General features: G+C 64.0%; 11 protein-coding genes. 4 read left to right on the top strand and 7 right to left on the bottom strand.

Annotation, left to right across the window (positions count from 1 at the left end; translation table 11 throughout):
- Window positions 1–308: 308 nt before the first annotated feature.
- Window positions 309–635 (bottom strand): hypothetical protein, encoded by a 327-nt coding sequence (locus C8J98_RS06245; RefSeq protein WP_158272617.1) that lies wholly within the window; start codon window positions 633–635, stop codon window positions 309–311.
- 864 nt (window positions 636–1,499) lie between these two features.
- Between C8J98_RS06245 and C8J98_RS06235 the strand changes: the two genes are divergently transcribed.
- On the top strand, window positions 1,500–3,086 hold the full coding sequence (locus C8J98_RS06235) for an inorganic phosphate transporter (protein WP_107911949.1): 1,587 nt from the start codon (window positions 1,500–1,502) through the stop codon (window positions 3,084–3,086).
- 138 nt (window positions 3,087–3,224) lie between these two features.
- Here C8J98_RS06235 and C8J98_RS06230 read toward each other — a convergent pair whose 3' ends face one another.
- A complete protein-coding gene (locus tag C8J98_RS06230; RefSeq protein ID WP_107911947.1) occupies window positions 3,225–4,121 on the bottom strand; it encodes a bestrophin family protein in 897 nt (298 codons plus the stop codon).
- Between the two features lie 11 nt (window positions 4,122–4,132).
- A complete protein-coding gene (locus C8J98_RS06225; RefSeq protein ID WP_107911945.1) occupies window positions 4,133–4,489 on the bottom strand; it encodes a hypothetical protein in 357 nt (118 codons plus the stop codon).
- A gap of 139 nt (window positions 4,490–4,628) precedes the next feature.
- Here C8J98_RS06225 and C8J98_RS06220 point away from each other — a divergent pair, with 139 nt between their 5' ends.
- Entirely contained in the window at window positions 4,629–5,456 is an 828-nt protein-coding gene (locus C8J98_RS06220; protein ID WP_107911943.1) for an AraC family transcriptional regulator, read from the top strand.
- A 36-nt stretch (window positions 5,457–5,492) separates the two neighbouring features.
- Entirely contained in the window at window positions 5,493–6,566 is a 1,074-nt protein-coding gene (locus C8J98_RS06215) for an alpha/beta hydrolase (protein ID WP_233260128.1), read from the top strand.
- Window positions 6,567–6,697: 131 nt separating this feature from the next.
- Here C8J98_RS06215 and C8J98_RS06210 read toward each other — a convergent pair whose 3' ends face one another.
- The 4 genes from C8J98_RS06210 to C8J98_RS06195 all read right to left on the bottom strand — a co-directional run bounded on the left by C8J98_RS06210 (window position 6,698) and on the right by C8J98_RS06195 (window position 10,162).
- Window positions 6,698–7,219 carry a hypothetical protein gene (locus C8J98_RS06210; RefSeq protein ID WP_107911941.1) on the bottom strand — a complete coding sequence of 174 codons (522 nt, stop codon included), beginning with the start codon at window positions 7,217–7,219 and terminating at the stop codon, window positions 6,698–6,700.
- Window positions 7,220–7,234: 15 nt separating this feature from the next.
- Entirely contained in the window at window positions 7,235–7,603 is a 369-nt protein-coding gene (locus tag C8J98_RS06205) for a BON domain-containing protein (RefSeq protein ID WP_146171555.1), read from the bottom strand.
- A gap of 74 nt (window positions 7,604–7,677) precedes the next feature.
- Window positions 7,678–8,409, bottom strand: coding sequence for a 2OG-Fe dioxygenase family protein (locus tag C8J98_RS06200; RefSeq protein ID WP_107911937.1), 732 nt, complete (start codon window positions 8,407–8,409; stop codon window positions 7,678–7,680).
- Window positions 8,410–8,461: 52 nt separating this feature from the next.
- A complete protein-coding gene (locus C8J98_RS06195) occupies window positions 8,462–10,162 on the bottom strand; it encodes a L,D-transpeptidase family protein (protein WP_158272616.1) in 1,701 nt (566 codons plus the stop codon).
- Between the two features lie 179 nt (window positions 10,163–10,341).
- Here C8J98_RS06195 and C8J98_RS06190 point away from each other — a divergent pair, with 179 nt between their 5' ends.
- The gene (locus C8J98_RS06190) at window positions 10,342–11,064 is read left to right on the top strand and encodes a murein L,D-transpeptidase catalytic domain family protein (RefSeq protein WP_107911934.1); all 723 of its coding nucleotides are present in this window, start codon (window positions 10,342–10,344) and stop codon (window positions 11,062–11,064) included.
- Window positions 11,065–11,111: the final 47 nt, after the last annotated feature.

Genomic DNA, 11,111 nt, shown 5'->3' with positions numbered 1-11,111 from the left:
TCCGAACTCGGCATATCGTCGCGTCTTCTTGCTGAGATCGCGGAATGGGATGCGCAGTTTCAACGTACATTTTCGCAGGAGTATCCGCCTGACTCCAGATTCGAGTCGGACATTGCGCGGGATTTACACAATGCTCGAGGAGAAGCGCTCGCTGATCGCCTTCAGGAGGAATTGGGAGGGCAAGCAGATGTTCAGTTTAGGCCTTTGCGATAAGCCGGGGCTTTATACGACAGTGTCTGACCTCAGTAGGTCTGGCGGCGTCATGGCGTCCGGAGGCTTCTGATCCGGAACGAACAAGGCATAATCACTCACGAATCGGACATCGTCTGGCTGGTGGACACGGTGGTCGATGGGCAATACGTGCTCTCGTCCGTGGTGTATCTGTCCAAGGCGACAGCGGACCACATGAAGAACCAGGGCGCGCTGATCGCCGGCGACCAGGTGGCGATCCAGTCCGGCACGACGCTGACGAACGAGGGGATTATCTCCAGCGACCATGGCACGTTGCTGTCGGCTGATACATTGATCAACACCGGCGTGCTGCAGAGCGGCGGCGCGCTGTCCGTCGCCACACGCGGCGATGTGATCAATGCTGGCACGCTGAACGCACAGAGCGTTTCCGTGCAGGCAGGCATCCGTAACGAGCGTTCCGGACTCGGCCAGGCGCAGCGCGTAGATGACCTGTTCTTCGGTAAACCGCGACTTCTTCATCGCTCCTCCGGGGCCCGATCGGGCCGGTGGGTGAAGCGACCTTACCTCTCGTTATGGGTTGTGTCGAAAAAGCGGGATAACGTCATTCTGGCGCTGAGCGACATCCTCGGATCGAGCTCTTTGGCGACGATATGTACGAATGTATCGAATAGAGATCGGCGGTCCAGTCGTAGAGATTGCCATCATCACAATCTTTGCGATTGGAGGGCCCCGTCGCAGGCCGCTTGGCGGACGCCGGTGACTACCAATCAACCAATGAGGATCGATCGTGCTCTCGTTCTTTCTGTTATGCCTTCTTTTTGTGCTTATCTTTCGCCACAAGACTGGGTCCATGGCCCGCTTCCTTCGGCAATTCAAGCTCGGTCACGTTTTCGCAGTCGGATTCGCGGGTTTCTATCTTCTTCTCTTTGCTCTGTGCAAGGCGCACAACGGCCTGTCAGACGCATTGAACTCGTTCTATTCCTACGTTCGGTCCCCCTCCATTGCACTGCTTGCAGTCACGTTCGGTGGGTTCCTGGTGTTTACGGTGTGGGTGTTTTCGTCCCGTACGACGTCAGACGACAAGTCCATTCGCACAGGCGTCTCGGGTGAGGCCGGTGCAGCGACAACGGTGGCTGACGGCGACAAAGCGGACGGGGACGACCCAGATCCTCGTTAACTCTGGAGTTTCGGCCACGGGCGGCCACCACTGCCCATCGAACCTGGCCATTCAGGGTGATTTTCACTAACTGACACAAGACGGTCACACCCCCTTGCTACCTCTGGTCTGTCCTAACCGGAGGCGCGCCATGAACAGTACGGTTTTGAGCGAGCCGACAGCCGGCTCTCCGCTAACCCGCTACCTGAGCCTGGGCGTATTCGCCGCCGTCCTGCTCGCTGCAGCGATCTACGTCGGTTCGCAGCTAGGCCACGACCTCCACGTCGCGCCGACCAGTCCTGCCTTCGAATACGTCCTGCTCGGCATCGCCTTGCTGATCGCACTGGGCTTCGAGTTCGTCAACGGCTTCCACGACACCGCCAACGCGGTGGCGACGGTGATCTACACGCGGTCGCTGCCGGCGACCTTCGCCGTCGTCTGGTCAGGCGGCTGGAACTTCGTTGGCGTGATGATCTCCAGTGGCGCGGTGGCTTATGCGGTGCTGCAGTTGCTACCCATCGCCCTCGTGCTCAACGTCGGATCCTCGACCGGCTTTGCCATGGTGTTCGCCCTGTTGCTGGCAGCCATCATCTGGAATCTCGGCACCTGGTACCTCGGCCTTCCTTCATCGAGCTCGCATACGTTGATCGGGTCGATCATCGGCGTGGGTCTCATGAACCAGCTGATGAATGCGGGCAACGCGAACGCGGCCGTCGACTGGAGCCAGGCGCTGAGCGTTGGCAAAGCGTTGCTGTTCTCGCCCCTGATCGGCTTCGGTCTGGCTTTCGTCTTGTTGATGACCCTGAAACGTTTCGTGAAAGCGCCCGAACTCTACGCGGAGCCGCACGGCGACAAGCCGCCGCCGTTCTGGATTCGCAGCCTGCTGATCCTCACCTGCACGGGCGTGTCGTTCGCGCATGGTTCGAACGACGGGCAGAAGGGCATGGGCCTGATCATGTTGATCCTGATCGGTACGGTGCCTAGCGCTTACGCACTGAACAAGGCCGTGACCCCGGGAGAGACGCAGACTTTCGTGTCTGTCGCCCATCACGCCAGCGAGACCCTTTCCAAGTACGCCACGGGCGCGCCGGCTGTCGCGTCGCCGCGTGATGAGATCGAGCATTACATCCAGACCAAGCAGGCCACGCCGGCGACGTTCTCCGCGCTCGTCGCGCTCACCGATCGCATCGGTGACCAGGTAGCCCAGCGTCCGTCGCTTGCGGATGTGCCGCAGGGCGAGATCAACAACGTGCGCAACAGCATGTATCTCAGCTCCGAAGCGCTGCGGCTGATGGAGAAGAGCAAGCAGCCGCAGTTCGCGCCGGAGGACCAGGCGGTGCTAGGCAACTACCACGGACTACTCGATAAATCGACGAAGTTCATTCCGACCTGGGTCAAGGTGGCTGTCGCTATCGCGCTGGGTCTGGGCACCATGGTCGGCTGGCGCCGTATCGTGCGTACCGTCGGTGAGCGTATCGGCAAGGAGCATCTCACCTATGCGCAGGGCGCTTCGGCTGAGCTGGTGGCCATGATCACTATTGGAGCTGCGGATCGTTTCGGTTTGCCGGTCAGTACGACGCACGTGCTGTCGTCGGGCGTTGCCGGTTCGATGGTGGCGAATGGCTCGGGGCTGCAGTGGAGCACGGTGCGCAGCATGTTGATGGCTTGGGTGCTCACCCTTCCGGTGTCGATTGCGCTGGCGGCGGGGCTGTTTTGGGTGCTTGTTAAGGTGTTTTGAGTGTGGGAGGTGGGAGGGATGGGAGGGATGGGAGAGGGCATCGCCGATGAATCGGCTCCCACACATCGGCTCCCACACATCGGCTCCAACACATCGGCGGTGCGGCGGCTCCTGTGGGAGCCGATTCATCGGCGATCTCTAAGCGACGGCGTCAGCCGAGCCGTCGCCAACAAGAGCCACCAGGTCGTTCTTTACCGTAAGGCAGTAAGCATCCAGCGGAAGATCGTTCGGCAGGATGTCGAACGGATCTTCAATCTGGTCACCCAGGGCGTCGAGCCCGAAGAACGTGTAGGCGAGCACGCCAACGAGCAGCGGCGTGAACCAGCCCACCAGGCCGACCAGACAGAACGGCAGCAGGAAGCAGTAGATGTGCACCGTCCGGTGCAGCAGCAGGAGGTAGGCGTAGGGCAGGGGTGTCCCCTGGATCCGCTCGCAGCCGCCAAGCACATGCGACAGCGATCCCAGCTCCTTGTCGATCGCGGCAAGCAGGATCGGATTCGTGCTTTCCGCTCGTGCCGCCGTGGCGTAGGCGATACCCATGTGAGCGAGAAGGGCACTCGGCCGGTTGGGCGAGGCCATGACGTTGACAAGGGTCGGTGGTGGTAGCCACGACGTCAGGTCCGCTGTGGGATCCCTGGCGCGCAGGTGGTGCCTCATCGCATAGGCGAAGGCGATCACGGAATGCACCAGTTCGCGGCGGGTGGTCTGGCTCGCGTCGGGCAGGAAGGCCAGCGTTTGCCGCGCGACATTGCGGCTGGCGACGATCAACTCGCCCCACAGCGTGCGGGCTTCCCACCAGCGCTGGTAGGCCACGGTGTTGCGGAAGCCGAGGAAGATCGCCAGCGTCAGGCCCATCAGGGTGAGCGGTGCCGCGTTCAGGCCGACTTTCAGCGTGAAAAGATGAAAGTCCGCCCAGACCACGCCGACCGAAAGCAGCACCGTGTACAGCACGCGCCGCCAGATCACCGGGATGATGGACCCGTTGAGGGTGAACAGGATCGAGCGGACGGTCGGGGTGCGCGAGTGGACGGTCATCGATCGGCGGCTTACTCGGCGTCCGGCGAGCGCTTGGTCCGTGGCTTACGTGGCTTGGGTTCGGCGCTGGCAATCAGGGACTGCAGGTAGGCGATGCCTTCCTCCGGAGGGAACCACGCCACTACGTCGGCCACGCTGAGGCCGTAACTCACGCGCAACGCGTTGAATGCGGCGCGGGCGTCGGCGAGCGGATCGACCTTGGGCGGCCTACCGCGGCGCGGCTTCTCCACGGGCTTCTCAGGGATCTTCTCAACCGGCTTTTCGACGGGCGGGGCGACCGCTGGCGGCTTGCCGGCGGCGTTCTGGCGGTCGAGTGCGGCGAGTTCGTCCTGGAACTGCTTGAAGTCATATTTACCGGACGAATTCATGACACTACTTCGATCGAATGTGGGCCCATTGTGACACGGCGGCCACCCCGGTTCGCCACGAAAACGGGCCGCAATCGCAATCAAGTGCCGCAGCTGACAGGGCGCTAGGATTGCGCCTACTTCGATAAGGACTGCGACCATGGCCGCCGCGCAGAAAGCTCTCTGGTACATCGAAAGCCATTTCGGCGCCGGGCTGGCCCTGGGCGATGTCGCGGCGGCGGCTGGCGTGTCGCCGTTTCACCTGACGCGTGTCTTCCAGGCCGCTACCGGTTGGCCGGTGGTGCGCTACCTGCGCGCCCGCCGTCTTTCCGAGGCTGCCCGCGAATTGGCGGCCGGGGCACCTGACATCCTCGATGTGGCGCTATCGGCCGGATATGGGTCGCACGAGGCGTTCACGCGAGCTTTCCGCGAGCAGTTCGGCACCACCCCGGAGGAGGTCCGTCAGCGCGGTTCGCTGGAGGGGCTGCGGATGGTCGAGGCGATGCGGGTGATGCAGGAACCGATGCCTGAGGTCCAGGTTCCACGCGTGGAAGAGGCCGGCCCGCTGTTGATCGCAGGCCTTGGCGCGCGCTACCTCGCCTCGAACTCCGCCGGCATTCCCGCACAGTGGCAGCGCTACGAGCAGGATGCCTGTGCGCGCTCGAACCGGGACTATGCCTACGGCGTCTGCTTCAACTATGACGACGAAGGCAACTTCGACTATCTCTGTGGCCATGAAGTAGCCAACTTCTCAGGCCTGCCGGCTGACTACACGCGACTGCGCCTAGCGCGACGTCCATACGCCGTCGTCCGGCACACCGCGCACATCGGCTCCATTCCGCTTACCTGGCGCGCCTTCCTTGAAACCTGGCTTCCCGCCTCGGGACTAATGGCAGCCGACGCGCCTGATTTCGAGCGTTACGATGCCGCCTTCGACCCCCGGACAGGCATGGGTGGCGTCGAAATCTGGGTGCCCCTGGCGCCCTGACCGCATCCAATCCGTCACCAACAGAGGGGATCCACCATGCCGTTCACGACGCGCGCCTGCCTGGCGCTGGCACTCACCTCGATCCTTGGTGTCGCTTCGGCGACCACCGTGGGCGAGACGCACCGCTCTACCACGACGCCCACCGCCGCCATGCGCGATGCGGCGCACTCGGACGCGCTGGCGATTACGGTGTGGTATCCCGCCGTCGACGGGGTGAAGGAAGAGCCGTTGGACATGGGCTCGCCCGGTCATCCGCTGTTTCTCGCCGGTCGCGCCGCGCAGGACGCGCCGTTCTCGCCCGGGCGTCATCCGGTCGTGCTGCTTTCGCACGGGTTCGGCGGGACGGCCCGCATGATGAGCTGGTTCGGCACGGAGCTGGCGCGAGACGGTTATGTCGTGGTCGGGGTGAATCATCCGGGCAACAACGGCATGGGGCCGATGACCGCCGCCGGTGCGGCGATGTGGTGGGAGCGCGCCGAAGACCTGAAGGCGGCGTTCGCCGCCGTTCGCAAGGACAAGGCCATCGCGGCGCATATCGATCCGGTGCGCCTGGGTGTGGCCGGGTTTTCGGCGGGCGGCTTCACGGCGTTTCTGTTGGCCGGAGCGCGCACGGATATCCCCCACCTGAGGGCCTTCTGCGACAGTCATCCCGATGACGGTGTCTGCAAGCCGCAGAAGGAAGCACCGGAGATTTCCGGGCCTGCTCTGTTCCACAAGGCTTACGAGGATCCCGCGATCAAGGCGCAGATTGCGCACGCCACGGACGATCATTCGATTCCCGGAGTGAAGGCTGTCTTTACGCTCGCACCGGCGCTGGTGCAGGCGATCGCGCCCGATAGCTTTGTACGGATCCACGTGCCCACGGCGATCGTGGTCGGTCTGGATGACAAGGTGGCCGAGCCGGCGACGAACGCGAACCTTGCCGCGAAGGCGATTCCTGGTGCGACGATCACGCGGTTACCCGGGGTCGGGCATTACGACTTCCTGAGCACCTGCACGGATGCGGCGAAGGCGAGCGTTCCGATTTGCGCGGATGTGAAAGTGCCGCAGGAGGCGACGCACGCGGAAGCATTGGCAAAAGCAAAAGCGCTGTTCGACGCAGCGCTGTAAATCCGGCCGCGCTGTAAATCTGTCTGGGAGATTTTTGTGGGAGCCGGCTTCGCCGGCGATTCCTGCGGAGCGATGACTCGAAGGTTGTCGCGGCCGGGTTTTCGCCGATGAATCGGCTCCCACAAAAACAATCAGGAAGGAACGCTGGCTTCGGAGCCGCTGGAGATGTCGTCGGCGTTGTTTCGCTTGAAGACGTCGCGGGCCACGTCGCGCTGATGGCTGCTTTCGGTGTGCACCGAAATCAGGATGCTGCCTTCACGGACCTTGGCGTCGTATCGCTTGGCCTCGAACTCGGGAATGCCCATGCCGACGAGGGCGCCGATGATGCCGCCGGTCGCCGTGCCGACTGCCGCGCCGCCAAGCGCGGCCATGATCGGGCCGGCCGCGATGAACGGTCCGACACCCGGTATCGCCAGCGCACCGATACCGGCCAGCCAGCCCAGCCCGGCACCCAGGCCGAGGCCGACCACGCCACCTGCCGTCGCGCCTTCGGGTGCCTTGGTGTGATGTTCGTGCGCGAAGTCACGCGTGCCACGACGGTCGGGCAGGAGCGCCGAAATATCGTCGCTGGTGAAGCCGGCCTGCTTGAGTTCGAGGACGATGTGCTCGGCCTGTTCGACGGTGCGGGTGGTGCAGTAGACGGATGCTTTCATGACGGTCCTCGCGGGTCAGTGTTTGCTATCGAGCTGGTTCTGGACAGTCGCAACGCCGGGCACGCCCTTCACGATCGACTCGACGCGTGCCTTCTCGGCGTCGTCCTTCACGGGACCCCTCAGGATGACGGTGCCATCGGAGGCGATGAACTTCACGTTGTGTGCGGACAGGGAGAGCGAATCGTCTCCAACGATGGCCTTGCGCACGGCGGCGGCGACCTTGATGTCTTCGGCGTCATTCGGCTGGTCGAAAGCGGTGGTCTGCCCGCCATGCCGGTCGCGCTGGTTGATCTTCGTGTTATCGGCTTTCGGCGCGTCCTGGGCGAACGCGGAGGTCGCCGCGAGGGCGGTGACGAGGAACATGACTGTGGATCGTGTGGTCACGGCGAGGCTCCGTGGCTGCGGTCCGCGCAGTACGCCTCAGCGGCCGTGAAACGCCGGTGCAGCCGGCGCGATGGTTACACCGCGCGGAAGGTCACGACCAGCACGTCCCGGTGGGAGGCCTTGCTCTGGTCCAGCGGCGTGACCGGCGTGACGCCGTGGAACACGCGCGGATCGTGGATCAGGGCGGCGTCGAACGCGTGGGCGAGCGTGAACTCACCGAGCGAACGCCCGTCGGGCGCATGGATTGTCGTCGTGCCGCTGGCAATGTTTTCTCGATCGATCAGGAGCACCAACACATAATCCACACCGTCGCGGTGGCTGCCTTCGGGCGTCGGCTCGCCTGCCGCACCAGCCGTGGCTTCGATACGGAACTGGTGGGCCTCGACGTGCCACTGGGCCACCTCCGGCGACAGTCCGCCGAAAAAGTCACGACAGAAGTCGAGGATCGCGCGCAGGGTCTCGCTCTGGGCGATCTCCGGCAGCACCGGGGCGAACCAGCGCTCGATGTCGCCTTGCAGCGTGTTGTAAGAGAGTGTCTGGAAGTGCGCCTGGTGCGGTCGGGCTTCGACGTGGCCGAACGGCGAGGCGGCGAACACCGCATGGCGGCGTCGGCGAAAACGCCCGGTTGCTGCAAGGTAAGTATCCGGCTCGAGCGCATTCCAGCTGGCGGCAAACGCCTCCCAGTCGGCCACCGGTGCGATGTGCTCGACCAGTCGACGCATGGCGTCACCCTGTACGAAGGCGAAGCCCTCGTCGCGCACCTGGTCGTGGAGGGTGGTTTCGGTCGCTTCGAGGGGGGCGTTCATCTGCGCAGTATACGGCCCCTGCGGCACGCCGGACTGCGGCAAACGGCCCGGCTCAGGGGGTGCGCAGGGGCTGCGGCTTGTCCAATGCCGCCAGCAGCGGGCCATCGCGATCGTAGACGTCGGGCTTGTACGCGAGTTTGCCATCGTCGCTGATGTCGACGGTCCAGTACGCCAGCAGCACGGGTACCGACGTCGGCAGGGTCACGTTCTGCGTCTTCTTCATGGCGATGCGATCGTCGATCGCCTGGCGATTCCATTTCTCGTCGTCGTTGAAAAGCAGCTGCACGAGTTCGAGGGGATGTTCGACGCGAATGCAGCCGGAGCTGGTATCGCGTTTGGTCTTGGAGAAGAGGTCCTGGTGGGGTGTGTCGTGCAGGTAGACCGCGAAGGAGTTGGGAAAGCGGATCACCACCTGGCCCAGCGAATTTCCCGGACCGGCGTCCTGGCGCAGGGTGATGCCACGCGGGTTTGCCCAGTTCACGCCGGCAGCGGAAATGGTGTTGCCGTTGCTATCCAGAACGCGGATACGGTTGTTGGCCAGGTAGGCGCTGTTGGCGCGCACCTTGGGCAGGATGTCGTTCTTGAGGATCGTCGGCGGAACGGTCCAGGTCGGATTGAAGGTGATGTAAGTGATTTGCGAGCGAAAGATCGGCGTGCTGCGGTAGGGCTTGCCCACCTGCACACGTGACTTCCACACCGGCTTGCCGTCGCGGTAGAAGCTGATCTTGTAGCCGGCCACGTCGACGACCACGAAGGTGCCCTCCAGCGCATGCAGCAACCAACGTGCCCGCTCCAGGTTGACTCGTACCTGGCCGATGCGCGTTTCGATCGGCACGTTAAGCGCCGTGAGGGTATCGGCGCCGACGCTGCCGTCGGCGTCCAGGTACTGGTCGGCCTGGAAGCGTTTGACCGCGTCGGTCAACGGCGAATCGTAGTGGTCCCCATAGGCGAGGGTAGGGTCGAGGTAACCGCCAGCGACGAGCCTGGCCCTGAGCGCACCGACGCGGGGATCCTTCATGCCCGGCTTCAACGATGGACCGTCGGGAACGCTGGGCCAGCCGCCTTGCGCTGCCATGGCCCGCAATTGCGTGAGCGCGTCGCGGAGTTGGGCGTAGAGCGGGTTCTGCGGCCGCGCCATGGCGAAAGCCTGGTCGACGCTGCTTTCGTCTATCGAGGTTTGCAGCATGGACATGCCCTGCTGTGCGTCGATCACCGCCGGGTCGAAGTTCCAGGTCGGGTCCAGACGCATGGGGTCGACCTTGCCGCGGGCGAGCTGGACCAGCGCCGTGATGTAGGCGCCGGTAGCGGCCACGTCGAAGTCGGCACGGCGCTCCGGCGATGCCGTGCTCCAGTCCGGTGCATCGACGGTGGCTTTGAGGGCAGGGAGGTCGTAGTCGTCCGGGAGCAGTCCGTCGCTGTCGACCGAGGCCAGGCCGGCCAGCAGCTGTTGCACGTTCGTCGGGTTGGACCAGGCGGCGGTGAAGTGGCGTTGGGCATAGAAGTCACTCACGGCTTTGCCAAGCGCGGCGTCCGGTCGGCTCAGGGGGCCACCCTGGAGCGGGGTCATCTGCTGGAGGCGGCCGTAAATGGCCGTGGCTACCAGGTCGTCGGCGGGTGGTGGTGCGGGTGCCGCGACACTGGTCGCAGTCGCCGGCAACTGGGCGACGATGGGCGGCGGCGAAGCGGCGGATGCGGCCTGGGACGGGGCCGGTGGCGTTTGAGCCGCGGCGCAGAGAGGGAGAAAAGCGGCCATGAGCGATAGCACAAGCCGGCCGGGCACGCATTTTTCCATAGTCATTATCAATCGATTCCGAATTCGTTGGCGTACCTGCACGCTTTCACACATATCAAGGGCAGAGATGTGACGGTGTTGTGGTCAATAAATGATCAGCGCGTTAGGATGCCCCGTCGTAACACCTCCCGGCTTACCGCATGATTCGATCGCTCCGTACGCTTATCGCGTCCGCGCCGCTCCTCGGCGCCGCGTTTTTCCTTCCCGCCCAGGCCCACGCCGCCGACACCCTCGGTGATGCACTGGCCAGGCTGGCTCCCTCGGCCGACCCCAAGGTGATCGGACTTGCCGTCCAGGCCTCCGAATGCGCGCAGACGCAGGGCGGTGCGCCTTCCGATCGCCTGGCCGTGATCGATTACTCAAAGCCGTCCTCCGAGCCGCGCCTGTGGGTGTTCGATACCGTCAAGCGCAAGCTGCTGTTCCAGGAGCTGGTTGCCCACGGCAAGAACAGCGGTGACGCGAACGCCACACGATTCTCCAACGCGCCGGAAAGCCTTGCCTCCAGCATCGGCCTCTTTCGCACGTCGGAAACGTACATGGGTAAGAACGGGTATTCGCTGAGGCTGACCGGGCTCGAGCCCGGTGTGAACGATCAGGCGCTCGCTCGCGCCATCGTCATCCACGGTGCCGCTTACGTGAACGAGGCGATGGCGAAGGTCGCCGGTCGCATCGGTCGCAGCTGGGGTTGCCCGGCCGTGCGTACGGCGATTGCGCACCAGCTGATCGACGCCCTCAAGGGCGGGCAGATGGTGTTCTCGTACTACCCGGATAAGCGCTGGCTCGCATCCTCCGGCTACCTGAAGTGCACGAACGGACAGCTGGCGCATGTCGAAGCCAACACGGTCGCTCGTGCGGGTGGCTGATGGCAAGCGTGCGAACCCGCTAGAATCCCGGGACCTAACCGTGGAAT

Source organism: Luteibacter sp. OK325 (assembly GCF_003050935.1).
In the GTDB taxonomy this organism is placed as follows: Bacteria; Pseudomonadota; Gammaproteobacteria; order Xanthomonadales; family Rhodanobacteraceae; genus Luteibacter.
This window is presented reverse-complemented; position numbering and strand designations above follow the sequence as displayed.

What these genes read in the sequence shown, in the direction of transcription:
- C8J98_RS06200 (WP_107911937.1), bottom strand. Translation starts at nt 8,409, where the DNA reads ATGAACGCCCCCCTCGAAGCGACCGAAACCACCCTCCACGACCAGGTG.
- C8J98_RS06195 (WP_158272616.1), bottom strand. Translation starts at nt 10,162, where the DNA reads ATGGCCGCTTTTCTCCCTCTCTGCGCCGCGGCTCAAACGCCACCGGCC.
- C8J98_RS06230 (WP_107911947.1), bottom strand. Translation starts at nt 4,121, where the DNA reads ATGACCGTCCACTCGCGCACCCCGACCGTCCGCTCGATCCTGTTCACC.
- C8J98_RS06190 (WP_107911934.1), top strand. Translation starts at nt 10,342, where the DNA reads ATGATTCGATCGCTCCGTACGCTTATCGCGTCCGCGCCGCTCCTCGGC.
- C8J98_RS06215 (WP_233260128.1), top strand. Translation starts at nt 5,493, where the DNA reads ATGCCGTTCACGACGCGCGCCTGCCTGGCGCTGGCACTCACCTCGATC.
- C8J98_RS06245 (WP_158272617.1), bottom strand. Translation starts at nt 635, where the DNA reads ATGCCTGCCTGCACGGAAACGCTCTGTGCGTTCAGCGTGCCAGCATTG.
- C8J98_RS06225 (WP_107911945.1), bottom strand. Translation starts at nt 4,489, where the DNA reads ATGAATTCGTCCGGTAAATATGACTTCAAGCAGTTCCAGGACGAACTC.
- C8J98_RS06235 (WP_107911949.1), top strand. Translation starts at nt 1,500, where the DNA reads ATGAACAGTACGGTTTTGAGCGAGCCGACAGCCGGCTCTCCGCTAACC.
- C8J98_RS06220 (WP_107911943.1), top strand. Translation starts at nt 4,629, where the DNA reads ATGGCCGCCGCGCAGAAAGCTCTCTGGTACATCGAAAGCCATTTCGGC.
- C8J98_RS06210 (WP_107911941.1), bottom strand. Translation starts at nt 7,219, where the DNA reads ATGAAAGCATCCGTCTACTGCACCACCCGCACCGTCGAACAGGCCGAG.